Source organism: Phenylobacterium sp., from assembly GCF_965284355.1.
Lineage (GTDB): Bacteria > Pseudomonadota > Alphaproteobacteria > Caulobacterales > Caulobacteraceae > Phenylobacterium.
The window spans coordinates 1-24,309 of record NZ_OZ260078.1; the positions used below are offsets into that span (position 1 = coordinate 1).

Genomic DNA, 24,309 nt, shown 5'->3' on the forward strand with positions numbered 1-24,309 from the left:
CTCGACGGCGTGGTCGATCAGGCAGGGGGCGGTCGAAAGCTGGATGGTCGGCTGGGCGATGTAATTCTCGGGGTCGGCGCGCAGGGCCTCGGCGAACTCGGCCTGCTGGGCCTTGGTCGAGTGCGGGCCCACCAGCATGCCGTAGCCGCCGGACGCCCCCACGGCCTTGACCACCAGCTTGTCCAGGTTGGTCAGGACATGGCTGAGCTGCGACTTCTCGCGGCAGAGATAGGTCTCGATGTTGGGCAGGATCGCATCCTCGCCCAGGTAGTATTTGATGATTTCCGGGACGTAGGCGTAGACCGCCTTGTCGTCGGCCACGCCGGTGCCGGGCGCGTTGCAGATCACGATGTTGCCGGCCCGGTAGGCGTTGAACAGCCCCGCGGCGCCCAATGAGCTGTCCCGCCGGAAGGTGAGGGGATCGATGAAGTCGTCGTCCACACGTCGGTAGATCACGTCGATCCGGCGAAGGCCCGTCGTGGTCCGCATGTAGACCATGTTGTCGTGGACCACGAGGTCGCGGCCCTCGACCAGCGGCACGCCCATCAGCCGCGCCAGGTAGGCGTGCTCGTAGTAGGCTGAATTGTAGACGCCGGGCGTCAGCACCACGACCTGCGGGTTGGGCCGCCAGTCGGCCGCCATGCTCTTCAGCGTGGTCAGAAGAAGGTCGGGGTAACGGTCGATCGAGCGCACGCCCGAGGCGCGGAAAGTGCCCGGGAAGACGCGCCGCGAGGCCTCGCGGTTGGCCAGCATGTAAGACACCCCGGACGGGACGCGGAGGTTATCCTCGAGAACCGCGAACTCGCCGTTCTCCTGGCGGATAAGGTCCGAACCGCAGACGTTGGCGTAGGCCTTGTGGGGCACGTACAGGTTCTGCATCTCGCGCCGGTAGCTGGGCGCGTTCAGCACCAGCTCGCGCGGGACCACCCCGTCCATCAGGATCTGCTGTTCCGAGTAGATGTCGGCCAGGAACATGTTGAGCGCGCGAAGGCGCTGCGTCAGGCCCGCCTCGATTCGCGCCCATTCGGCCGCCGCGATGATCCGCGGCAGGATGTCGGTCGGGATGATCCGCTCGGTCGAACTCTCGGCGCCGTAGACGGTGAAGGTGATACCCTGGAGCAGGAAGAACCGCTCCTGGGTCCGCTGCCGCTCGGCCAGCTCGTCGGGCGAAAGCGTGGAGAGCCGGGCGTCGAGCGCCGCATAGTGCGGGCGCACCTGGCCCTCGGGCGTCAGCATCTCGTCGTAGGGCGTGGCCGGCGCAATCGCCGCCGGGGAAGGCGCTTCCAGGGCCGGGTCGTCCCGCTTCACGCTCACGATCGATTCCACGCTTGCCGCCGTACAGACTTCAAATCTGTAGGACGCTTAGAGCCCCGCCGATAGCCGGGCCCTCAAATTCGGCCCGCGCAAGAGATGCGGGCTGCGACTGCCTAAGAATTGGGCGCCCACTTCGGATGACACATCTGCCTCGCGGGGCTAAGCGTGGGGCGGGGGCTAAACCTGAGGATTCGTGGCTTGGGTCGACTGCTCTACGCCGCCGCCGTCTCGGCGGCCATCTGCAGCCCCGCCGCAGCCGCCGAACCACGCGCGGTCATCCAGGGTGACATGCCGGCCGACCTGCGCGCGACGATCCAGCGGGCCGTGGGCGAGACCGACCGCCCGATAGAGAACCGCTTCGAGGCCCGCCGGCGCGCCCGCGCCGCCGCCGAGGACGCCATCGCCGTCCTGCGCTCAGAAGGCTACTACGCCGCCGTGGTCGAACCCGAGGTCAGTGAGACCGATCCGCCGGCGCCGCTGGTCCGCGTCGTCCCCGGCCGTCGCTTCAATCTCGGCCCGGCCGCCATCGACTGGCAGGGCGAGCAGCCCGACCCCCAGGCCGACGAGTCCGCCCGGGCGGCGCTGGCGCTGACCCCGGGAGCTCCGGGCCGGGCCGGCGACGTGGTGGCGGCCGAAGGGCGGGCCGTGGCGGCGATGCAGGAGCGCGGCTACGCCGACGTCGTCTCCGAGCCGCGCGAGGTCATCGTGGACCACGCCGACTTCACCGTGCGGCCGACCTACAAGATCGCCGCCGGCCGACTGGTGCGGCTGGATGGGCTGGACGTGACTCCGGGCCTGCGAACACGGACGGATTGGATCCTTCGCCTCGCCCCCTGGCAGTCGGGCGAGACCTACGACCCCAAGGACGTGGCCGAGTTGGAGCGTCGGTTGTTGGACACCGGCGTCTACGACAGCGTCACGGTCGCCCTGTCCCCGCCCGAAAAGGCGACCGCTGAGGGCCTGCGTCCGGTGGTGGTCAGCGTCGCCGAGCGGGCGCGCCGCACCCTGGAGGCCGGCGCCAGCTATGACACGGCCGACGGGCTGGGCGTGAACGTGCGCTGGACGCACTACAATCGCTTCCGCCGCGCCGACACCTCGGCGCTGTTCGGCCAGGTTTCGACCCGCGACAGCCGGGTGGGCGCCGACCTCTCGCTGCCCCACTGGCGACGGCCGCAGCAGACCCTGAAGACCACCGCCGCCGCCTATCGGGTCCGCACCGACGCCTATGACGAGACCGGGGTCGGCGTGGAAGCCGACGTCACCCGCCGCTACGGCCGAACCTCCTACGTGACGGCCGGCGCCTCGCTCGATTACAGCCAGACAGAGGAACTGAAAGCCGGGACCCTCACATCACTTGGGCGCGACCTCATCACGGTGGGTACGTTGGGCGACCTGCTGCTCGACAGATCGAACGATCCGCTCAACCCCACCAGCGGCTGGAAGCTCAGCGCGCGGCTCGAGCCCACCCTGATCCTGGGCGACACCAACCTGCCGTACCTGCGCGCCGTCGCCCAGGGCTCGTACTATCAGCCGCTGGACAAGCAGGCCCGCACGGTGCTCGCAGGTCGGCTGCGGCTGGGCCGCATCCTCAATGGCACGGTCGACCAAATCCCGGCGTCGCAGCGCTTCTATGCCGGCGGGGGCGGGTCGGTGCGCGGCTTTCCCTATCAGGCGGTGGGCCCGCGCCTGGACGACAACACTCCGCGGGGGGGCGTCTTTCTGTTCGAGTCCTCCTTCGAGGTTCGGCGCGATCTGACGCCGAAGTGGGGGTTCGCGGCCTTCGTGGACGCCGGCGCCGTGGGCTCGTCGGGCCCGATCGATTTCATGGACCTGGCGGTCGGGGCGGGCCTGGGTGTGCGCTACAACCTGGGCTTTGCGCCGATCCGCATCGACGTCGCCACGCCGGTGGTGAAGCGGCGCGGAGAAGCGCCGTTCCAGGTCTACGTCAGTATCGGACAGAGCTTTTGAGCGAGGGCGCGGACACAACACCCGGCGTCTCGGCGACGCCGAAGCGCTCGGCGATCCTGCGGGCGACCATGGCGGGGGCGCTGAGCCTGCTGTTGCTGCTGCTCCTGGGCGTCGCGAGCTTGCGATACGGGGTTCTGCTGCCTCAGGCGCAGATACTGATCGAGGCCCGGACCGACGGCCTGAAGATCGGCCGCTTCGGGCGGCTGAAGATCGAGGGCCTCTCGGGAGACATCTGGCGTGATGCGCGCGCGGCGCGACTGACGATCCGTGACGAGAGGGGTGTTTGGCTCGAGGCTCGAAATGTCCATGTTTCCTGGCGTTACCTGGAACTCCTCAGGCGCCGGTTCGACGCAGACCTGATCGAGGCCGACAGCGTCCGGATTCTGCGGCGGCCCACGCTGGCGCCAAAGGGCAAGGATCGCGGCCTGCCGGTCTCGTTCCACATCGACCAGATCCGCACCCGTCTGACGATGGAACCCGCGTTCAGTTACACGCGCGGAGTCTACGACGTGCGGATGGCGCTGGACCTCGAGCGCAGCGGCGGTCGGTCGGGAAAGCTCAGCGCCGGGAGCGTGCTGCACCCCGGCGACCACCTCGAACTCGACTTCGCCGTGGGCGGAACGGGGCCACTGAAGCTGGTCGCCGACGCCGAGGAGGCGCGCGGCGGGGCGCTGGCCGGCGCGATCGGGCTGTCGCCGGGCCAGCCGTTCCTGCTCGATATCCGTGCCGATGGAACCGCCTCGCAGGGCCGCTTCACCGCCAGGGCCACGTCGGGCGCGGTGTCGCCCCTCGTCGCCAGTGGGGCGTGGAATCCGCAGGGCGGAGAGGCGTCGGGGCGCGTTCTGCTCACCGCGTCGCGACTGACGACAGGCTTGGCCGAGCGGCTCGGCGGCGACGTCCGGTTCGGGCTCACGGGGCGCAAGACCAGCCCCGGTGTCTATGCGCTCGACGCCAAACTGGCCTCGGATGCGCTGAGCCTGCATGCCTGGGGCCCCGGGGACCTGGGCAAGCGGAAACTGAGTCAGGTTCGACTGGACGCGCAGGCGCAGTCCCTCTCCCGGATCACCGGGGGCCCGAAGATGGGACCGGCCCGGATCACCGGGGCCGTCACGGCCAACGGCGCGGACTGGACTTTCGCGGGATCGGGCATGGTCACCCAGGCTGAGCTGGGCGGCTACGGGCTGGCGCGGATATCCGGGCCGTTGACCCTGGCGCGCAGCAAGGCCGGCTATGTGCTGAGAGCGCGGCTGGCCGGCGCGGGCGGTCGCGGTTCCGGGTTCGTGGCGACGTTCCTGGGCGCTGCGCCCACCGCCGACTTCGAAGGCCAGCGCCTGGCCAACGGTCAGTTCCTGATGAGATCGCTCGATCTGAAGGGGCGGGGTCTCAAGGTCCAGGCCAGCGGCGGCCGCGGCCTGCTGGGCGGCCTGAACTTCAAGGGCAAGGCGCAGGTGTCGAACCTCGCCGAGGCCCGGCTGGGCGCATCGGGCGGCGCCAACCTTGACTGGTCGGCGAGCCAGTCCGGCGCGGGCGCGCCCTGGACCTTCAAGGCGGACGCCACGGGCGACAGGTTCGCTGTGGGCATGGCCGAACTCGACCGCCTGTTGGGCCCCAGGCCGCGCCTGGAGCTTCAGGCCAACTGGCAGGCGGGCCGCCTGGCCGTCGCCAAGGCCGACCTGGACGGCGCCTCGCTCGACGCCAAGGCGGCGGGCGTGATGGAGCGCGACCGGCGCCTGGCGTTCAAGGCCGACTGGACGGCCACGGGTCCGTTCCGCGCCGGCCCCGTCGAAATCACAGGCCGCGCAAAGGGAACCGGCGGCGTCACGGGCCAGCTGTCGGCGCCGCGGCTCGACCTCACCGCGGAGTTGGAACAGATCGACCTCCCGCGCCTGCCGCTCCGCGACGGCCGCCTGACGCTCACGTTCCAGCGGCAGGCCGACGGTTCGTCGGGGCAGGTCGCGCTCACCGCCAATAGCCAGTACGGCTCTGCGCGCGCCAGGTCGGACTTCCGCTTCCCGCGCGGGGGCGTCGACCTCACCGACCTCTCGGTCGACGCCGGCGGCCTGAAGGCCGAGGGGGCGCTCTCGCTGCGGGCCCGCAGTCCCTCGGCCGCCGACCTGACGGTCGAGGTGACCAAAGGCGCCTTCATCGACTCGGGCCGGATCGCTGGGACCGCCAAGATCGTCGATGCGCCCGGGGGGCCCCGCGCGACCCTGAACCTCGCCGGGCAGAACGTGCGCCAGGGCGCGTCCGACATTCTGGTCCGTTCGTTGCGCCTGACTGCCGACGGTCCGCTGGGCCGGCTGCCGTTCGACGTGACCGCGCGCGGAACGTCCGGACAGGGCGCCTGGACCGCGGTCGGGCGTGGCGTGCTGGATGACCAGGCGGCGGGCTGGCTGGCGACCTTCGACGGCAAGGGCACGCTAGGCGGCCGTGATTTGCATACGACCGAGACGGCGTCGTTGCGCTTCGGCGGGCCGGAGCAGAGCGCGCGCGTTCGCCTGGCCGGCTCCGATGGCGGCCGACTGGATCTGGACGCCGCCCTGCGCGGGGAGACGGCCGACATCGACGCCCGCGTCGCCCAGATGGGCCTGAACCTGTTCAACGCCGACTTCGACGGTCGCATCAACGCCACCCTGGCGCTGCGGGGGCGGGGCGAGCAGCTCACAGGCACGCTGGACGCCCGCCTGAGCGAGGCGCGCGGCAAGGGCACGCCTACCGAACTCGGCATGGATGGGGTGCTGAAGGCCGCCCTGGCCGATCAGAGCCTGACCCTGGATGTCGTCACCAACAACGCCCAGGGCCTGCGGGCCAACGCCAACCTGGTGCTGCCCACCGAGGCCTCAGCGAAGCCGTTCCGCATCGCCATCGCGCGCCAACGCCCGATGCGCGGCCGCTTCTTCGCCGAGGGGGAGGTGAGCCCGCTGTGGGACATCGCCATCGGCGGCGAGCGCGCGCTGGCGGGCTTCGTCCGCACCGAAGGGACCATCGCCGGCACGCTGGCGTCGCCCCGGGCGACGGGACGGGTCTCGGTGGAGCAGGGCCGCTTCGACGACGGCGGCACCGGCCTGACCCTGCGCGACGTGGCTCTGAAGGCGGTGTTCGACGAGAGCGCGGTCAATGTCACCGAAGCCCGAGGCGTCGATGGCCGCGGCGGACAGGTGAGCGGGCAGGGACGTGTCAGCCTCGCGCGGGACGGTGTCTCGACCTTCCGGCTCGACCTGCGCCAGTTCCGGCTGATTGACAACGAAATCGCCACGGCCTCGGCCACCGGGCAGGCCACCATCAACCGCGCCGCCGACGGCCAGGTGCGACTGACGGGAGACCTCACGATCGACCGCGCGGATGTGGCCGCCGATCCCCCGGTCCCGTCGGGCGTGGTGGCCATGGACGTGAAGGAGATCAACCGGCCGGAGGAGCTGTCCGCCGGCCTGCCGCCTCGCCTGCGCCGCGGCGACGGCTGGGCGATGGACGTGAAGCTGCGCGCGCCGCGGCACGTCTACCTGCGCGGACGGGGTCTAGATGTGGAGCTGTCGTTGGACGCGCGGGTGACCGGGACGACGACCCGGCCAGAGCTCTCCGGGGCCGCCCGGGTGGTGCGCGGCGACTACGATTTCGCCGGCAAGCGGTTCGAGTTCGACGATCGCGGCGTGGTCTACCTCTCCAGCCAGCTGCAGAACATCCGCCTGCAGCTGGACGCCACCCGCGCCGATCCTGCACTGACCGTCACGGTTCGGATCCGCGGCACCGCGGCCCGGCCCGAAATCACGCTGGCCTCGTCACCCTCGCTGCCCAACGATGAAATCCTGTCCGAGGTGCTGTTCGGCCGCTCGGCCTCGCAGCTGTCGGCGGTGGAGGCGGCCCAGCTGGCCTCGGCGCTGTCGTCGCTGGCCGGGGGCGGGGGCTTCGACATCATCGGCAACCTGCGCGCCTTCGCCGGCCTCGACCGGCTGGCGTTCGGCGGCGACGAGGCCTCGGGTGTCACGGTCTCAGGCGGCAAGTACCTGACCGACGACATCTATCTTGAGATCGCCGGCGGCGGCCGCGACGGGCCCTCGGCCCAGGTGGAATGGCGCATCCGCAAGAATCTGTCGTTGCTTTCGCGGCTGACCGGCCAGTCGGGCAACCGCATCGCGATCCGGTGGCGGAAGGACTACTAGGCCTTGAAGTAGAAGACCTGGGTGGTGGTCGCCAGAAGACGGCCCGAGGGCGACCACAGCTCGCCCGTCTGGTCACCGTAGCTGCGGTGGAAGGTTCGCGCGTCGGCCACGCCCAAAACCGCGGTCGCACCGTCGGCGGCCAACTCGTCGCTGCTGGCATGGAAGTGGGTGGTCATCGAGACCGTCCCGAACGGCACGATCCCGCGACGGGCGTGGAAGATGCGGCCGAAGAAGGCGTCGCCCATGGCGGTCAGCGACAGGGCGTCCAGCAGGCGGGGCTGGGCGTCGGCGATCCACAGAATCGAGCGCGTCTCGCCCGGGCCTTCGCCGCCCTGAAAATCAGGCGCGCCGGTAGCAAACCGGAACTCGTACTGGCCGGGCCATTTGGCCGAATTCGTGCCTTCGTAGACCGGCGTGGCGTCAAAGGCCGTGGTGGCGGGCGACCGCGCCGGCTGGTGCGACCAGCTCTCGCGACGTGCGGCCAGCACGACCGATGCGGTGGCGACGGCATCGCCGCCCTGGGTCAGGGTCACGTTCCAATGCTGGGTCGAGCGGTTGGCACGCACGCAGGCCACGGCCACGTCGAACGCGCCTTCCTCCAGCGGGGCGCAGTAGTTGACGGTGATCGCCAGGGCGTCGCCCGTCGCCTCTGGATGCTCCAGCACCGCGCGCAGCATCGCCGCGGCCGTAAATCCGCCGAAGGGCCCGACGAAGGCCCAGTAGGCCGAGCTGGTTCGGCCCACTGCGTGTCCGGGCTCGACCCACGACAATGCGGTGGCGGCGTCGAAAGCGTGCAGGGCGGTGTCGGCGATGGACGGGGCGTTCATGTGTTCAACATGGGGCCAGCTCGGCGTCGCGCAATTACCCGCCGGGTAAACCGCAATCGGCGTCGTGTCAGGAGGCGCTCGCCCGCTGCTCGCGGGCATAGGCCTGGGTGCCCTGAGTGAACACCTTGTCCCCGGGCGCGATTGCGTCGATCGGGATGTCTGTCTGGCCCTGTAGCCGGGGATAGAGCGCGCCGAAGTCGGCCAGGGTGGAGTCCAGAAGCGCCTGCAGCGACGGGATCACGAAATAGACCTGCTGGAAGTCGTCGATCCGGTAGGGCGTGCGCATGACCCGTTCGAGATCGAAGCCCAGGCGGTTGGGCGAAGGATCGTCCAGGGCGAAGATCGATTCCGCCCGGCTGGAGACGATGCCGGCGCCGTAGATTCGCAGACCCGCCGGCGTTTGCAGCAGCCCGAACTCCACCGTGTACCAGTAGAGGCGCGCCAGATTGTGCAACTGGCCAAGGCCCAACGCTCGCAAGCCGCCCTGGCCATAGGCCGCCATGTAGTCCGCGAAGGTGGGGTCGGTCAGCATCGGAACGTGGCCGAAAACATCGTGAAAGACGTCGGGTTCCTGAAGATAATCAAGCTGATCGGCGCGCCTTATGAACTGCCCGGCGGGGAACCTGCGGTTGGCCAGGTGGTCGAAGAACACCGCGTCCGGGACGAGCCCCGGCACGGCCACGACGCTCCAGCCGGTGAGCCGTGTCAGCTCTTCATTGATGCGCCTGAAGTCGGGGATGCCGGCGCGGTGGAGGTCCAGCGCGTCGAGGCCCTTCAGGAAAGGATCGCAGGCGCGGCCCACGAGGAGCTTCGTCTGGCGCTCATACAGCGTGATCCAGACATCGTGCTCGGCCTGGGAATAGCCTTCCCAGCCCTGGTCGATGGTCCAGTCGGCGCGTGCGCCCGGCGGCGGAATGAGGCTCAGATCGTCGGCCATGGGCGAAGAATGGCGACGTTTCGGCGGAAGTTCCGTTCGGATTTGGCCCGGAATTCGGCGATCGCCGGCAAAATCATGCGCCGGCCGGCCGTGCGGTGGATCGGCTCTAGTGCCCAATCCCCGGGCGCAGGTGATATTGGCCTTCCTTGAAGGCGTCGAAGATCAGCGAGGCCTGCGGATGGCCCACCGGCTGTCCGGTCGCGTCCAGCTCGAGGTTCTGTTCCGAGACGTAGGCGACGTAGCTGCTGTCGTCGTTCTCGGCGAGCAGGTGGTAGAAGGGCTGGTCCTTGTGCGGCCGGATGTGCTCCGGGATCGACAGCCAGTACTCCTCGGTGTTGGAGAACATCGGATCGACGTCGAAGATCACGCCACGGAACGGGTACACGCGGTGGCGGACGACTTGGCCGATCGTGAATTTGGCGAGTCGCGTGCTCATAAGCGCGAATCTAAACCCCTGCTTCTGACTGGAAGATGAACGTAGTGCCGCGCGGGCGTCATTCAACCGTCGTCTTCCTGCGATCTGCGACGCTTGCTAAGGTCGCCGGGAAATGAGGCGCCTCCCGGGGCGGCGGCGCCTGCGTAGGACGGAATGACAAGTCCATGAGTGAGGCGCCGCGCGCGCCCGGGCCGAAGAGTGACGGCCGGGGGAGGTCTTTGGGCGAGCAGGTCTGCTACGCCGCCTTGGATCTCGGGACCAACAATTGCCGGCTGCTGATCGCCACGCCGGCCGGCGGCGGCTTCCGCGTGGTCGAGGCCTATTCCCGCATCGTGCGCCTGGGCGAGGGCCTGTCGCCGCAGCGGCAGGCTGTCGGAAGCGGCCATGGAGCGCGCTTTGGCGGCGCTGAAGGTCTCGGGCGAGAAGGTGCGCCGCCGCAAGGTGGTGAAGTTCCGCGCGATCGCCACCCAGGCCTGCCGCATGGCCACGAACGGCCAGGCCTTCGTCAACCGGGTCGCCAACGAGACCGGGGTCAAGCTTCAGATCATCACGCCGCAGGAGGAGGCCCGTCTGTCGGTGACCGGCTGCCTCAATCTGCTGGACGACCGCCACGAGGCCGCGCTGGTGGTCGACGTGGGCGGGGGCTCAACGGAACTCTCGTGGGTCGATCTCAAGGCCGCGCCGCCTGTGGGCCCGCCGCCGGTGCGGGCTTGGCTGTCGGTGCCGATCGGCGTGGTCACCCTGGCCGAGCGCTTCCCCGAGGGCGAGGTCGCCACCGAGGGCTGGTTCCGCCAGATGGTCGACCACGTGAAGGCCGAGATCGCCGCCTTCAAGCGGGCCGATCCGATGAAACCGCTGTTCGACGCCGACAAGGCTCACCTGGTGGGCACCTCGGGCGCCATCACCAGCCTGGCCGGCATGCATCTGCGCCTGCCGCGCTATGACCGAAACCGCGTCGACGGCATCTGGATGACCCGCGACCAGTGCGACGCCGCCGCCGGCAGCCTGCTGGCCCTCAGCGCCGCCGAGCGCGCCGCCCAGCCCTGCATCGGCCCCGACCGCGCCGACCTGGTGCTGGCCGGCGCCGCGATCCTGCAGGCCGTGCAGGAACAGTGGCCGTGCAGCCGCGTGCGTGTGGCTGACCGCGGCCTGCGCGAGGGCATCCTGCTTTCGCTGATGTCCGAGCGCGCCGGACGCCGCCGCCGCAAGCGCCGCCGCGGCCGCACGCCAAAGCGTGCTATTGCGGCCGAATGAGCGACGAGCCCCCCCGCAAACGCATGGTGAAGCCGCCGACCGGCGGCCAGGAAGGCGGCCGTGGCAAGCCTGCGCGCCTGAAGACCGCCAAGCAGCGCACGCCCAGCCAGCAGGCCTGGCTGAACCGCCAGGTGAACGACCCATTCTCGGCGAAGGCCCGCGCTATGGGCTATCGCAGCCGCGCGGCCTTCAAGATCACCGAGATCGACGACAAGCACCGCTTCTTCAAGCCGGGCGCCAGGGTCGTCGACCTGGGGCTGGCCCCGGGCGGCTGGACCCAGATCGCCATCTTGCGCGGCGTCACCAACATCGTGGGCGTCGACCTGCTCGAGGTCGACCCGCTGCCCCCCGCCCAGATCCTGCAGATGGACTTCACCGACCCCGAGTGCGCGCCCAGGCTGATCGAGCTGCTGGGCGGGGCGCCGGACGTGGTGCTTTCGGACATGGCGCCCAACACGGTCGGCCACCGCGAGACCGACCACCTGCGCATCGTGGGCCTGATCGAGGCGGCGATCGACTTCGCCATCGAGGTGCTGAAGCCCGGCGGGACGTTCGTGGCCAAGGCCTTCCAGGGCGGCGGCACCGATCGGCTGATCGCCGGCCTGAAGGTCCACTTCAAGGACGTCCGCAACTTCAAGCCGAAGGCCAGCCGACAGGACAGCTCCGAGGTCTTCCTCGTCGCGACGGGGTTCAAGGGGCGTTGATGTCCGGGCCGTCTAGGCTCCGGTCTCCATCGGCAGCTCTAGGTCGCGCGTCCACTCGGACATCGACCCGTCGTAGACCGCGACCGACGGATGTCCCAGCCGGGTCAGCGCCAGCGCATCCATCGTCGCCGAGATCCCCCCGCCGCAGTAGCAGATCACCCGCGCCTTCTGCAGCGCGCCCACGCCGTCGAACAGCTCCCGGAGTTGGGCGTCGCTCACGTAGCAGCCTTGCGCGTCGACGAGCCCCGCGTAGGGCACGTTCACGCTGCCTTTGATGTGGCCCCTGCGCCCGTAGTTGGTGGATGACTCGCCGCTGTGAACGCTCGCCGCCAGGGCGTTGATGGTGCAGACGCCGCCGTCGCCGATGGCGGCCAGCACATCGGACCTGTCGGCCCAAGCGCCAGGCCGGTCTGCCAGGCGGGGAGCCGCCGTCGGCGCATACGTTCGGCTCCTGGCTTCGACCGGCCGCCCGGCCGCGGTCCAGGCCGGCAAACCTCCATCGAGGATCGCGACGTTCTCGAAACCGGCCGCCCGGAGCATCCACCAGAAGCGCGTCGCCCACATCGGCGTGGTGCTGCTGTAGGCGACAACGCGGTGGTCAGCGCCGATCCCGGCCCGGCCCAACGCCGTCGCGAGGCGATCGGCCGGCAGGTGGGTGAAGTTGAGCGGCGATGACGTATCCGAAAGGTCGGTGGCCAGGTCGAGGAAGGCCGCGCCTGGAATGTGCGCCGCCTCGTAGTCGGCGCGCCCGCTTTCGATGCGATACGGCCCGGGCGTCGCCGGCCTCAGGTGAACGGTGACGTCGAAGAGGCGCAGGTCACGGTCGTCGAGGTGTGCCTGCAGCCAGTCTGCCGAGACTAGGCCTCGGCCGTCCCAGGTCTCCATTGGCGGTCCTCCGTCGCTTCAGCGCATCCGTCGCAACTTCCGGGCCGCCGCGCAATCGCCGCCTAGGATGTGCGGGCCCCGGGCGGCGCCGGCGTCTTCGCGCCTTCGGCCACCAGCCAGTCGCGGAAGCGGTCCAGGGTGCGGCTCTCGGCGCCCGGGGCGGTCAGCATGGCGAAGGCGCTGCCTGAGGTAAGGAACCCCAGCGGCGCGACCAACTGGCCCTGTTGCACCTCTTGCACGCACAGCGGCCAGGACACTACCGCCGCGCCCAGTCCGGCCAAGGCGGCGTCCATCGCGAAATGCACATGCGGGAAGGGCCGCTCGTTGGCCGGCGGCAACTCGATGCCTGCATGCTCCGCGAAGATCGGCCAGGCCTCGGGGTGGGTCGCGGCCGCGAGGCGAGGGGCGCGCAGCGGATCATTCCCGCATCGCTCCGCCATCTCCGGGGACATGACGGCCCCCAGGGCGTTGCGAATGAAGGCGGTGCAGTTCGGGTCGCTGGTCCGGCTCAGCGGCACGATCCGAACCACCGCCTGGGCGCCCCGGTGCGACGTGGCGTGGGCCGACAGCTCGGACAGGTGCAGCCGGATCTCGGGATGGGCGGCCTGGAATCCCGCGAGTCGCGGGATCAGCCACTTCACCGACAGGCTGGCGTTGACCGCGATGTGCAGGTCCTCGCCGCCGATACGGACGCGACGCACGGCGCCCGCGATCTGGTCGAAAGCCTCGGTGAGGTGTGGCAGCAGCTCGCGCCCTGCCGCGGTCAGTTCGAGCCGGTTCTTGGGTCCGGAGAACAGCCGCACCCCCAGGCTCCGCTCCAGCGCCTTCACCTGGCGGCTCACGGCCGAGTGGGTCACGTGCAGCTCCTCGGCCGCCAGGATGACCCGGCCTGTGCGCGCCATCGCCTCGAACGCCCGAAGCGCGTTCAGAGACGGCAACGGCCCTGATGTGAGATTTTCGAACATCAGGGTTCAGATAAGTCGTTTTCCTCCCAACAGCAATTCCGGCACAAGCTGGTCATGGAAGCCGACACGACCCCTCAGCCTCTCGCCCCGGTCGACTACAATCGGGTCCAGCACCAGGGCTACGCCCAGGGCCGCGCCCTGCCGGTCGATGCCATCCAGCGCTATATGGACGTCTTCGGGGCCCATCTGCCGGCCGTCCGCCCGCTGGTCGGTGTCGATCTGGGTTCAGGGACCGGGCGCTTCGCCCCGGCGCTTGCTGAAGCGTTCGGCGGTCCGCTGTACGGCGTCGAGCCCGCGGACGGCATGCGCCACGCCGCCGAGGCGGGCAGTCGCCACCCCCGGGTGAGGTACCTCGCCGGCCGCGCCGAGGCGATCCCGCTGCCCGACGCCATCGCCGACTTCGTGCTGATGTTCCTGTCCTGGCACCACGTGACGGATAAGCCGGCCGGGGCACGGGAGATCCTCCGCGTCCTGAAGCCCCGCGGGCGCCTGATCCTGCGCAGCACCTTCAAGGATCGCATCCCCGACCACTGGTGGCGCAGCTACTTCCCGCGCAGTCATGACATCGAGGTGGCGATGTTCGCGAGCGAGGCTGAGACCCGCGCGCTGTTCGAGGGCGCGGGCTTCCGCACGCTGGCCTCGGTGCAGATGGAAATCCCATTCAAGGGCGATATCGCGGCCCTCGTGGCGCGTCTGAAGCTGCGCGCCGTTTCGGTCTTCGAGCACATGACCGGGGAGGAGATCGACGATGGCTTCGCGCGCATCGACGCCGACCTCGCCGCCGGGACCATTGTCGAGAAATCCACCTACGGCGACTTCGTCGTCTTCGAGGCTCCGCAATGACCCGGCCGCCGGCCCTGGTCGTCGGGGGCCTGGGCCTGGGTCAGATCGTGGCGTTCGCCTGCTCGTTCTATCTGATGGGCGTGCTGGGCGACGCCATCGGCCGCGACCTGGGCGTCTCGGCCACCTTCGTGTTCGCCACCGTCTCGCTGTCGCTGATGGTCCCGGCGCTGATCGCGCCGTACGTGGCCCGCCGCATCGACGAGAAGGGCGGCAAGCCCGTCCTCCTGCTCTCGCACGTGGTGCTGGCCCTGGGCCTCGTGATGATCGGCCTTGCCCGCGACGGGGTGAGCCTCGCAGTCGCCATGGCCATGATCGGCTTCGGCCAGGCGTTGGGTCTGTCGCCGACGCCCTTCGCCATCCTCGTCCAGCTCCACGGCGAGGCGGCGCGGCGACCGATCACCGGGGTCGCCCTGATCGGCGGCCTGGGCTCGACCCTGGGGTGGCCGCTGACGGCCTGGTTCGCCGACGAACTGGGCTGGCGCGGCGCCTGTTTCGTCTGGGCGGGCGTCCAGGTGCTGGTCTGCCTACCGCTCACCGCCTGGCTGTGCCCGCGCACCCAGGGGCGTCCTCGGCACGAGGCGGCCCACGCTCAGGTCCGCTGGGATCGACCGATGGTCCAACTGGCGGTGCTGTTCGCCTGCGCCTGGTTCGTCTCCACCTGCATGAGCGCCCATCTGCCCCGGCTGCTCACGCACTTCGGCCTGAACCTGGCCCAGGCCTCGGCCGCCGCCGGCCTGGTCGGGATCGCCGCCGTCACGGTCCGGTTCCTGGAGTTCACGGTGCTGCGCCGGCTGAACCCCATCGCCACAACGCGAACGGCCACGCTGATGCACCCAACCGGCGCGCTGGCTCTGCTGAGCTTGGGGGGCGCTCCGGGCGGGGCGACGATGGCGATTGGGCAGGGGGCCGGAAACGGGGTGCTGGCCGTGGCCAAGGGCGTCCTGCCGCTCAGCATCTGGGGACCTGACGGCTACGCCTATCGTTCCGCGATCCTTGGGCGCCCCGCGCTCTGGGCCCAGGTGCTGGGACCCACCGTGTTCGCTGCAGCCTTGGAGCGCTCGGCGACTTCCGCCGTGTTCGGCACATCCGCCCTCTGCCTGGTCATGTTCGCCATGACTTTCGGTCTTACCCGACGCGCCAAGTCCGCACAGGAGCCCGCAATCGCATGAACGCCCTCTTCTCGCCCCTTGCTCCTCACGGCGCCGAGCCCCTATACGCGGATCGCAAAATGGAGAGTCGCATGGAGATCCGAGAAGGTCTCACCTTCGACGACGTTTTGCTCGAGCCCGGCCCGTCCGACGTCATGCCCACGCAGGTGGACGTCTCGACCCGCTTCACGCGCGAAATCAGTCTGAATATCCCGCTGGTGTCCGCGGCCATGGACACCGTCACCGAGAGCCGGCTGGCCATCGCCATGGCCCAGTCGGGCGGCATCGGCGTGCTGCACCGGAACCTGACCGTCGACGAACAGGCCGACCAGGTGCGCGAAGTGAAGCGCTACGAAAGCGGCATGGTCATCAATCCGCTGACCATCGGGCCCGAGACCACCCTGGGCGAGGTTCGCCAGATCAAGGCGCGTCGGCACATCTCGGGCTTCCCGGTGGTCGACCACAACGGGCGACTGTGCGGCATCCTCACGAACCGCGACATGCGCTTCGAGGGCAGCGACGCCACCCCGGCCAAGTCGGTGATGACCCATGAGGGCTTGGTCACCGTGCGCGAAGGCGTCAGCCAGGCCGAGGCGCGCGACCTGCTTCGGCGTCACAAGATCGAGCGGCTGATCGTCGTCGACGACGACTACCGCGCCGTGGGCCTGATCACCGTGAAGGACATGGAGAAGTCCCAGGCTCACCCGTTCGCGGCCAAGGACGCCCAAGGCCGCCTGCTGGTCGCCGCCGCCTCGACGGTGGGGGACGCGGGTTACGAGCGCTCGATGGCGCTGGTGGACGCCGGTGTGGACGTGGTCGTCATCGACACCGCCCACGGCCACAACAGCTCGGTCGCCGACGCCGTCGCCCGGGTGAAGCGTGAGACCAACCGCGTGCAGATCGTCGCCGGCAACGTCGCCACCTATGACGGCGCGCGTGCGCTGATCGCGGCCGGCGCTGACGCGGTGAAGGTGGGTATCGGCCCGGGCTCCATCTGCACCACGCGGATCGTGGCCGGTGTCGGCGTGCCTCAGCTGACCGCCATCGCCGACGCCGTGCGCGCGGCCAAGGACTCCGACGTGCCGATCGTCGCCGACGGCGGCATCAAGTACTCGGGCGACCTGGCCAAGGCGCTGGCCATGGGCGCCTCGGTGGCCATGATGGGTTCGGTGTTCGCGGGCGTCGACGAGGCCCCTGGCGAGGTGTTCCTGTACCAGGGCCGGTCATACAAGTCGTACCGCGGCATGGGCTCGGTGGGCGCCATGGGCCAGGGCTCGGCCGACCGCTACTTCCAGAAGGACGTCAAGGACGCGCTGAAGCTGGTGCCCGAGGGTATCGAGGGCCAGGTCCCCTACAAGGGGCCGATCGCGCCGATCCTGCACCAGATGGTGGGCGGCCTGCGTGCGGCCATGGGCTATGTCGGCGCGCCCGACCTGGCGCTGTTCCGCGAGCGCGCCCGCTTCATCCGCATCACCGGCGCGGGCCTGCGCGAGAGCCACGTCCACGACGTGATGATCACGCGGGAAGCGCCGAACTATCCGAGCGCGGTCTGAGCCGGCGCCGGACAACCGGGGGAGGCTGGAATGGTGGGTGAGATGCCTGTGGAGCTGAAGCTCCTCGGTGCGGCGATCGTCGTCGGGTTGGTCCAGCTGCTGTGGGCGGCGGCGGCGGCGCGCGCGCATCAGGGCGACCTGAAGTGGGCGGCCGGCCCGCGCGACACGCCCATGCCTCTGGGCGGCGTGGCCGCACGCCTCGAGCGCGCCTTCTGGAACTTCGCCGAGACCTTCCCCTTCTTCGCCGCCGCGATCCTGGCCTGCGCCTTCGCAGGCAAGCTCGGGACCGATCTGACCGTCTGGGGCTCCGGCCTCTATGTCGCTGCTCGCGCCCTCTATGCGCCGCTCTACGCCTCGGGGATCCCGACCATCCGTACGTTGGTCTGGCTCGTGGCGATGGTCGGGCTCGTGATGGTGCTCGTGGCCCTCTTCAGGTGAGTTGATGCGCGACGGCGGACGTCTGACGGCGGCCATTGAGGTTCTGACCGAGATCGAGACGCGGCATAAGCCCGTCCGCCTCGCCATGAAGACCTGGGGAGAAGGCGCCCGCTACGCCGGTTCGAAGGACCGCGCGTTCATCTCGGGCCTCGTCCTCGACGTCCTGCGCCGTCGGCGTTCGCTGGGTTGGCAGATGGGCGACGACAGCCTGCGCGCCGCAGTGCTGGCCACGTTGCATCTGCACTGGGGATGGCCGCTCGACCGGCTGGCCGAAGCCGCGGGCGACGAGGTTCATGGCCATGGACCAATTACCGACGCCGAACGCGCGGCCCTGGCCGCGCCGCGGGATCTGACCGATGCCCCGCCGGCGGTACGTGGCGACTATGCCGACTGGCTCGAGCCGGCCTTCACCCGCGCCTTTGGCGAGAACCGGGCAGAGGAAGGCGCTGCCCTGGCGGAACGCGCGCCGGTGGACCTGCGCGTCAACACGATCAAGACCGACCCGGCCCGCGCGCTGAATGCGTTGAAGACCTTCGATGCCCAGCCGCCGGGCCTGATGCCCAACGCGCTGCGCGTCGCCGCGCCGGCCGCCGCCGACCGGGGCGCCGCCATCGAGGCGATCCCTCAGTTCTCCAAGGGCTGGTATGAGGTCCAGGACCTGGGCTCCCAGGTCGCTGCTGCGGCGGCGGGCGATGTGAAGGGCAAGCAGGTGCTCGACCTGTGCGCCGGCGGCGGCGGCAAGACGCTCGCGCTCGCGGCCGCCATGAACAACACCGGTCAGATCTATGCCTACGACAGCGACGCCCGACGCCTGACCGACACGATCCGCCGCGGCGACCGCGCGGGCGTCCGCAACCTGCAGGTCCGCACCCCGCTCAATCCCGAGCCGCTCAAGGACCTCGTGGGCAAGATGGACGTGGTGTTCATCGACGCACCCTGTTCCGGAACCGGCTCCTGGCGCCGTCACCCCGACACCAAGTGGCGACTGACGCCGGACACCCTGGCCAAGCGCCAGAAGGACCAGGATCAGGTGCTCGACGACGGGGCGACCTACACCAGGCCGGGCGGGCGGATGATCTATGTCACCTGCTCGGTGCTGCCCGACGAGGACGAGGATCGCGTGGAGGCCTTCCTGGCCCGCAACCCCGCCTTCGCGCGCCGTCCAGCCGCGGCGACGCCTGAGCTCGAACCCTTCCTGACCGCCGCGGGCGACCTGCGGCTCACGCCCCGAACCTCGAACACCGACGGCTTCTACGTCGCGGTCCTGGAGAAACGCCCTTGAGCGCGCCCGCCCACGAAAAGGTCCTGATCGTCGATTTCGGCAGCCAGGTGACCCAGCTCATCGCGCGGCGGCTGCGCGAGGCGGGGGTCTATTGCGAGATCCATCCCTACGACAAGGTCGAGGCCATGCTGGAGGCCTTCGGGCCCAAGGCGATCATCCTGTCGGGGGGGCCGGCCAGCGTGCACGAGGCGCACAGTCCCTCGGCGCCGCAGAAGGTGTTCGAGCTGGGCGTGCCGGTCCTGGGCATCTGCTACGGCGAGATGACCATGTGCGCGCAGCTGGGCGGGGCTGTGGAGGGCGGTCACGACCGCGAGTTCGGCCGGGCCGAGATCAGCATCGAGCGGGAGTCGCCGTTGCTCGAGGGGCTGGGCGCTCTCGGCCACACCGAGACCGTCTGGATGAGCCACGGCGACAAGATCACGGCGATCCCGCAGGGTTTCGACGTGGTCGCCACCTCACCCGGCAGTCCCTACGCCGTGATCGCCGACGAGGGCCGCCGCTTCTATGGCATCCAGTTCCACCCCGAGGTGGTTCACACGCCGCGCGGCGCCCTGATCCTGCGCAATTTCACCCATCGCATCGCCGGGCTTACGGGCGACTGGACGATGGCCTCCTACCGCCAGGAGCAGGTCGAGAAGATCCGCGCCCAGGTCGGCGACGCCAAGGTGATCTGCGGTCTGTCCGGCGGCGTCGACAGCTCGGTGGCCGCCGTCCTGATCCACGAGGCCATTGGCGAGCAGCTGACCTGCGTGTTCGTCGACACCGGCCTGCTGCGCAAGGACGAGGCGACCCAGGTCGTCACCATGTTCCGGGATCACTACAACATTCCGCTGGTACATGTTGATGCGGGTGACCTTTTCCTGGGCGAGCTGGCCGGCGTCACCGACCCTGAGACCAAGCGCAAGACCATCGGCCGGCTGTTCATCGAGGTGTTCGACAAGGAGAGCGCCAAGATCGAGGGCGCGGCATTCCTGGCGCAGGGCACCCTCTATCCCGACGTGATCGAGAGCGTCTCGCCCACCGGCGGCCCCTCAGCGGTCATCAAGAGCCACCACAATGTGGGCGGCCTGCCCGACTACATGAAGCTGAAGCTGGTCGAGCCGCTTCGCGAGCTGTTCAAGGACGAGGTCCGCGCCCTGGGCGTCGAGCTTGGCCTGCCGCCCGCCTTCGTCGGCCGTCACCCGTTCCCGGGGCCGGGCCTGGCGATCCGCATTCCGGGCGAGATCACCCGCGAGAAGGTCGCCGTGCTGCAACAGGCCGACGCCATCTACCTCGACGAAATTCGGAAGGCGGGGCTCTACGACAAGATCTGGCAGGCCTTCGCGGTGCTGCTGCCGGTCAAGACCGTCGGCGTCATGGGCGACGCCCGCACCTACGAGGACGTCCTGGCCTTGCGCGCGGTCACCTCAACCGACGGCATGACCGCCGACTTCTTCGAGTTCCCCTGGGAGGTCCTGGGTCGCTGCGCCACCCGGATCATCAACGAGGTAAGGGGCGTCAACCGCGTCGTCTACGACGTCACCAGCAAGCCCCCGGGCACCATCGAGTGGGAGTAGGGCGCCGACGCTGCTAAGCCTTGGGCTTCCTGAACTTCAGCACGAACTGGTCGGTCTTGCCGCGGATCGACTTGTCGAACACGTCGGACGTGCGGGGATCGGCCGGGTTGGCCAGGAGCTGGCTTTCGCCCTCCAGCACGAAGCCCGCGGCGGCCACCTGTTGCTTGACCGTCTCGACATCGATCCGATGCAGGGTGTCGGTCTCTTTCATGCCCGTCCCGGGCCTGCCAGAGTGGTCGATGATCACATAGAGGCCGCCGGGCTTCAGGGCCTTGAACACGGCGGCGTTCAGCACCGCCGGATCGACCTTGCCCATGAAGGGGTCGGGATAGTCGTGGTAGTTCTGCGACGTGAAGACCAGGTCCAGCGGCTCAGGCGCGCTGAACGCCTTGGCCGGCTGGGTCATCACCACGACGTTGGTGTAGGGCGCCGTGGCGGCCATCTTCCGTATCACGTCGGAGTCGGGCTTGGAGACCTTGTCGTACTCGTCGGGCCACACCGCGAAGACCTTGCCCGTCGGCCCCACCGTCAGGCCGAACAGGCGGGTGAAGTAGCCGCCGCCCGGGATGAGGTCGTAGACCCGCTGGCCCGGCTTTACCTCGGCGAAGGCCACCAGCTCCGGCCCGTGCCGGGTCGCGTCCTTGGCCACGTCGGCCGCGCGCGCCGGATCGGCGGCGATATTCGGAGCCGGGGCCGCCGCCGCAGGCGCAGCCGCCTCGGGCGCCGCGGACTGCGACTTGGAACAGCCAGACGCCAGGGCGGCGGCGAGGGCGACGGTCAGGATCGGGCGCATCGGCGACCTCCTTCGAGAAGCAAGCGAACGGTGGGGCAGGCTAGGCCACGTGGGCAGCGGCGCCGACAGCCTTGAGACCAACGGGCGTATTGCCTATCTCAACGGCGTGAGTGGATTCTGGCCCTTTCGCCATCCGCGTCCTGATCCGTCGGCTGAGCCTCAGAGGCGAATGGACGCAGTGTCGCGCCCGCTATGCGTGATCCTTGAAAGGCCTTGGAAACCGTCCACATGAATCATCGAGCAAGCCGCCGGGCATCGGCGGACGGGTCGTCCGACTCAAGCGCATCGTTTGAGTGACCACGATCCGGCAGGGCGAGCTGCCACAAAAGGGGCCCGCCAGGAGTTAGAGCAATATGTCTGAGATCAAGATTCTGCCGATCCTGCCCCTGCGGGACATCGTGGTCTTCCCACATCAACCGGTGCCGCTCTTCGTGGGCCGGGAGAAGTCCGTCAGGGCGCTCGAAGAGGCCATGCGGGCGGAAGGCAAGCAGATCCTTCTGGCCACCCAGAAGGACAAGGACGACGACGATCCGTCGCCGAACGCCATCTATGACGTGGGCGTGGTCGCCACCATCCTGCAGCTGCTGAAGCTGCCCGACGGCACCGTGAAGGTGCTGGTCGAAGGCAAGGCGCGCGCCGGGATCACCAAGTTCACCGGCCAGGGCGAGTGGTACGAAGCCGAGATCGCCATGGTCCAGGAGGACGGCGCGGGTTCGCCTGAAGCCGAAGCCCTGAGCCGTGCGGTGATCGAGCAGTTCGAGAACTATGTGAAGCTGAACAAGAAGGTCCCGCCCGAGGCGCTGGCTGCGATCCCGCAGATCGACAACCCGTCCGAGCTGGCCGACCGCATCGCCGGCCACCTGAGCGTCAAGATCGCCGAGAAGCAGCAGCTCCTCGAGGTCTTCAACGTCGTGAAGCGCCTGGAGAAGGTCTACGCCCTGATGGAGGGCGAGATCTCGGTCATGCAGACCGAGAAGAAGATCCGGAACCGCGTGAAGCGGCAGATGGAGAAGACCCAGCGCGAGTACTATCTGAACGAGCAGATGAAGGCGATCCAGCGCGAGCTGGGCGAGCAGGACGATCATCGCGACGAACTGATCGAACTCGAGAAGCGCATCAAGAAGACCAAGCTCTCGAAGGAAGCCCGCACGAAGGCCGAGGCGGAGCTGAAGAAGCTGCGCAACATGAGTCCGATGTCGGCCGAGAGCACGGTCGTGCGGAACTATCTGGACTGGCTGCTGTCGATCCCCTGGGGCAAGGCGAAGCAGAAGCCCATCGACCTGCAGAAGGCCGAGGACATCCTCAACGAGGACCACTACGGCCTCGACAAGGTGAAGGAACGGATCCTGGAGTACCTCGCGGTGCAGAGCCGCGTGGGCAGCCTGAAGGGCCCGATCCTGTGCCTGGTGGGTCCGCCTGGGGTGGGCAAGACCTCGCTGGGCAAGTCGATCGCCAAGGCCACCAGCCGCGAGTTTGTCCGGGTGTCCCTGGGCGGCGTGCGCGACGAGGCCGAGATCCGCGGCCACCGACGCACCTACATCGGCTCGATGCCCGGCAAGGTCATCCAGTCGATGAAGAAGGCGAAGACCACGAACGCCTTCTTCCTGCTGGACGAGATCGACAAGATGGGCAGCGACTGGCGGGGCGATCCGTCGTCGGCGCTGCTCGAGGTGCTGGACCCCGCGCAGAACTCTACGTTCGGCGACCACTATCTGGAAGTCGACTACGACCTGTCGCCGGTGATGTTCGTCACCACGGCCAACTCGCTCAACATGCCCCAGCCCCTGCTGGACCGCATGGAGATCATCCGTATCCCCGGCTACACCGAGGACGAGAAGGTCGAGATCGCCAAGCGGCACATCCTGCCCAAGCTGACCAAGGACCACGGGCTGAAGCCGGAAGAGTTCTCGGTGCCCGAGGAGTCCATCCGCGACCTGATCCGCTACTACACCCGTGAAGCGGGCGTCCGGAACCTCGAGCGCGAGCTGGGCAACCTGGCGCGCAAGACGGTCCGGGACCTGGGCCGCGAAAAGCTGCTGTCGATCACGGTCGATGGCGAGCGGCTGGAGAAGTACGCGGGCGTCAAGAAGTACCGCTATGGCGAGACCGACAAGGAGGACGCGGTCGGCATCATCACCGGCCTGGCGTACACCGACTTTGGCGGCGACATTCTGACGATCGAAGCCGTGAAGATGCCCGGCAAGGGCCGCATGTCCATCACGGGCAACCTGAAGGACGTGATGAAGGAGTCGATCGCGGCGGCGAATAGCTATGTCCGCAGCCGGGCGACCAAGTTCGGCATCGAGCCGCCCTCGTTCGAGCGGACCGACGTGCACATCCACGTGCCCGACGGCGCCACGCCCAAGGACGGTCCATCCGCCGGCGCGGCCATGGCCACGGCGATCGTCTCGGTGCTGACCGGCATTCCGATTCGGGCCGACATCGCCATGACCGGCGAGGTCACCCTGCGCGGACGTGTCACCGCCATCGGCGGCCTGAAGGAGAAGCTGCTGGCGGCCCTCCGCTCGGGCGTGAAGACGGTGCTGATCCCGGAAGAGAACGAGAAAGACCTGGCCGACATCCCCGAGAACGTGAAGTCGGCGATGGAGATCATCCCCGTCAACACCATGGACGAGGTGCTCGCCAAGGCGCTCACTCGCGCCCCGGTGGCGATCGAGTGGACCGAGCCTGTGCCGGTGGCCGTGGCGGTCGATGATTCGGATGGGTCCGACGCGATCGGGATTCACTAGTTCGAAAACAAGGTATCCCCGGCGTCTCGACCACGCTGGGGATCAAATTCTGTGACAACGCGCGGCGCGGGAGGGATTCCCGCGCCGCTGCCGTTTGACGGTTCCGCTTTGTCATGCGTGAATTCGAACAAGGCGTAGGGGGGCGCGGCCCAAGACCTTCCACGCCACAGATAGAATTGGGCTGGGAGAAAACACACCATGACGAAGGCCGAACTTGTCTCGGCGATTGCCGACAAGGCGGGTCTCAACCGGGCGCAGGCCAAGGAGGCGCTGGACGCCTTCATCGCTTCCGTCTCCACCTCGCTCAAGGCGGGTGATGAGGTTCGTCTCGTCGGCTTCGGGAGTTTTGTGCCCGTCAAGCGGGCCGCTGGTGTCGCGCGCAACCCCCGCACCGGCGAGAAGGTGAAGCGTCCGGCTTCGCAGACCTGCCGGTTCCGCGTGGGTGACGCGCTGAAGAGTACGCTGAACAGCTAGGGCGTCTGGGGAGACAGAAAGGGCG

18 protein-coding genes and 1 pseudogene are annotated in these 24,309 nt (G+C 69.0%); 12 read left to right on the forward strand and 7 right to left on the reverse strand.

All coding sequences use genetic code 11. From position 1 onward, the window contains the following. The coding region (locus ACQ66R_RS00005; protein WP_430426159.1) for a circularly permuted type 2 ATP-grasp protein at positions 1–1,236 on the reverse strand (1,236 nt) is incomplete at its 3' end. 276 nt (positions 1,237–1,512) lie between these two features. Between ACQ66R_RS00005 and ACQ66R_RS00010 the strand changes: the two genes are divergently transcribed. Both ACQ66R_RS00010 and ACQ66R_RS00015 read left to right on the forward strand, forming a co-directional pair. Further along, positions 1,513–3,282 carry an autotransporter assembly complex protein TamA gene (locus ACQ66R_RS00010; protein WP_430418103.1) on the forward strand — a complete coding sequence of 590 codons (1,770 nt, stop codon included), beginning with the start codon at positions 1,513–1,515 and terminating at the stop codon, positions 3,280–3,282. After that, a complete protein-coding gene (locus tag ACQ66R_RS00015; RefSeq protein ID WP_430418105.1) occupies positions 3,279–7,439 on the forward strand; it encodes a translocation/assembly module TamB domain-containing protein in 4,161 nt (1,386 codons plus the stop codon). Before ACQ66R_RS00010 ends, ACQ66R_RS00015 begins: the two co-directional genes overlap by 4 nt. Here the strand turns inward: ACQ66R_RS00015 and ACQ66R_RS00020 are convergent. The 3 genes from ACQ66R_RS00020 to hspQ form a co-directional block, all read right to left on the reverse strand. After that, on the reverse strand, positions 7,436–8,266 hold the full coding sequence (locus tag ACQ66R_RS00020; RefSeq protein WP_430418107.1) for an acyl-CoA thioesterase: 831 nt from the start codon (positions 8,264–8,266) through the stop codon (positions 7,436–7,438). The two genes, ACQ66R_RS00015 and ACQ66R_RS00020, sit on opposite strands and share 4 nt — an antisense overlap. A gap of 67 nt (positions 8,267–8,333) precedes the next feature. Continuing rightward, entirely contained in the window at positions 8,334–9,203 is an 870-nt protein-coding gene (gene phhA / locus ACQ66R_RS00025) for a phenylalanine 4-monooxygenase (RefSeq protein ID WP_430418108.1), read from the reverse strand. Positions 9,204–9,309: 106 nt separating this feature from the next. After that, positions 9,310–9,639, reverse strand: coding sequence for a heat shock protein HspQ (hspQ, locus tag ACQ66R_RS00030; protein ID WP_293364778.1), 330 nt, complete (start codon positions 9,637–9,639; stop codon positions 9,310–9,312). Between the two features lie 164 nt (positions 9,640–9,803). Here hspQ and ACQ66R_RS00035 point away from each other — a divergent pair. Both ACQ66R_RS00035 and ACQ66R_RS00040 read left to right on the forward strand, forming a co-directional pair. Continuing rightward, a pseudogene (locus ACQ66R_RS00035) lies at positions 9,804–10,893 on the forward strand (Ppx/GppA phosphatase family protein). Further along, entirely contained in the window at positions 10,890–11,597 is a 708-nt protein-coding gene (locus ACQ66R_RS00040; protein ID WP_430418110.1) for an RlmE family RNA methyltransferase, read from the forward strand. Before ACQ66R_RS00035 ends, ACQ66R_RS00040 begins: the two are co-directional and overlap by 4 nt. A gap of 12 nt (positions 11,598–11,609) precedes the next feature. Here ACQ66R_RS00040 and ACQ66R_RS00045 read toward each other — a convergent pair whose 3' ends face one another. Both ACQ66R_RS00045 and ACQ66R_RS00050 read right to left on the reverse strand, forming a co-directional pair. Continuing rightward, on the reverse strand, positions 11,610–12,482 hold the full coding sequence (locus ACQ66R_RS00045; protein WP_430418112.1) for a sulfurtransferase: 873 nt from the start codon (positions 12,480–12,482) through the stop codon (positions 11,610–11,612). 62 nt (positions 12,483–12,544) lie between these two features. Then, positions 12,545–13,447 carry a LysR family transcriptional regulator gene (locus tag ACQ66R_RS00050; protein WP_430418114.1) on the reverse strand — a complete coding sequence of 301 codons (903 nt, stop codon included), beginning with the start codon at positions 13,445–13,447 and terminating at the stop codon, positions 12,545–12,547. Positions 13,448–13,501: 54 nt separating this feature from the next. Between ACQ66R_RS00050 and ACQ66R_RS00055 the strand changes: the two genes are divergently transcribed. The 6 genes from ACQ66R_RS00055 to guaA all read left to right on the forward strand — a co-directional run bounded on the left by ACQ66R_RS00055 (position 13,502) and on the right by guaA (position 20,267). Next, complete coding sequence (locus tag ACQ66R_RS00055) at positions 13,502–14,290, forward strand: class I SAM-dependent methyltransferase (RefSeq protein WP_430418116.1); 789 nt, start codon at positions 13,502–13,504, stop codon at positions 14,288–14,290. Then, complete coding sequence (locus ACQ66R_RS00060) at positions 14,287–15,459, forward strand: MFS transporter (protein WP_430418117.1); 1,173 nt, start codon at positions 14,287–14,289, stop codon at positions 15,457–15,459. Before ACQ66R_RS00055 ends, ACQ66R_RS00060 begins: the two co-directional genes overlap by 4 nt. Before the next feature lie 71 nt (positions 15,460–15,530). Continuing rightward, positions 15,531–16,991 (forward strand): IMP dehydrogenase, encoded by a 1,461-nt coding sequence (guaB, locus tag ACQ66R_RS00065; RefSeq protein ID WP_430418119.1) that lies wholly within the window; start codon positions 15,531–15,533, stop codon positions 16,989–16,991. A gap of 42 nt (positions 16,992–17,033) precedes the next feature. Beyond that, positions 17,034–17,429 carry an MAPEG family protein gene (locus tag ACQ66R_RS00070; RefSeq protein ID WP_430426161.1) on the forward strand — a complete coding sequence of 132 codons (396 nt, stop codon included), beginning with the start codon at positions 17,034–17,036 and terminating at the stop codon, positions 17,427–17,429. Between the two features lie 4 nt (positions 17,430–17,433). Next, a complete protein-coding gene (locus ACQ66R_RS00075) occupies positions 17,434–18,711 on the forward strand; it encodes an RsmB/NOP family class I SAM-dependent RNA methyltransferase (protein ID WP_430418121.1) in 1,278 nt (425 codons plus the stop codon). Beyond that, positions 18,708–20,267, forward strand: coding sequence for a glutamine-hydrolyzing GMP synthase (guaA, locus tag ACQ66R_RS00080; RefSeq protein WP_430418122.1), 1,560 nt, complete (start codon positions 18,708–18,710; stop codon positions 20,265–20,267). Before ACQ66R_RS00075 ends, guaA begins: the two co-directional genes overlap by 4 nt. Before the next feature lie 13 nt (positions 20,268–20,280). On the opposite strand, the gene ACQ66R_RS00085 is transcribed toward guaA, so the two are convergent. Further along, the gene (locus tag ACQ66R_RS00085; RefSeq protein ID WP_430418124.1) at positions 20,281–21,060 is read right to left on the reverse strand and encodes a class I SAM-dependent methyltransferase; all 780 of its coding nucleotides are present in this window, start codon (positions 21,058–21,060) and stop codon (positions 20,281–20,283) included. Positions 21,061–21,413: 353 nt separating this feature from the next. Between ACQ66R_RS00085 and lon the strand changes: the two genes are divergently transcribed. Further along, complete coding sequence (gene lon / locus ACQ66R_RS00090) at positions 21,414–23,810, forward strand: endopeptidase La (protein ID WP_430418125.1); 2,397 nt, start codon at positions 21,414–21,416, stop codon at positions 23,808–23,810. A gap of 198 nt (positions 23,811–24,008) precedes the next feature. Continuing rightward, positions 24,009–24,284 carry an HU family DNA-binding protein gene (locus ACQ66R_RS00095; RefSeq protein ID WP_430418127.1) on the forward strand — a complete coding sequence of 92 codons (276 nt, stop codon included), beginning with the start codon at positions 24,009–24,011 and terminating at the stop codon, positions 24,282–24,284. Positions 24,285–24,309 lie beyond the last annotated feature (25 nt).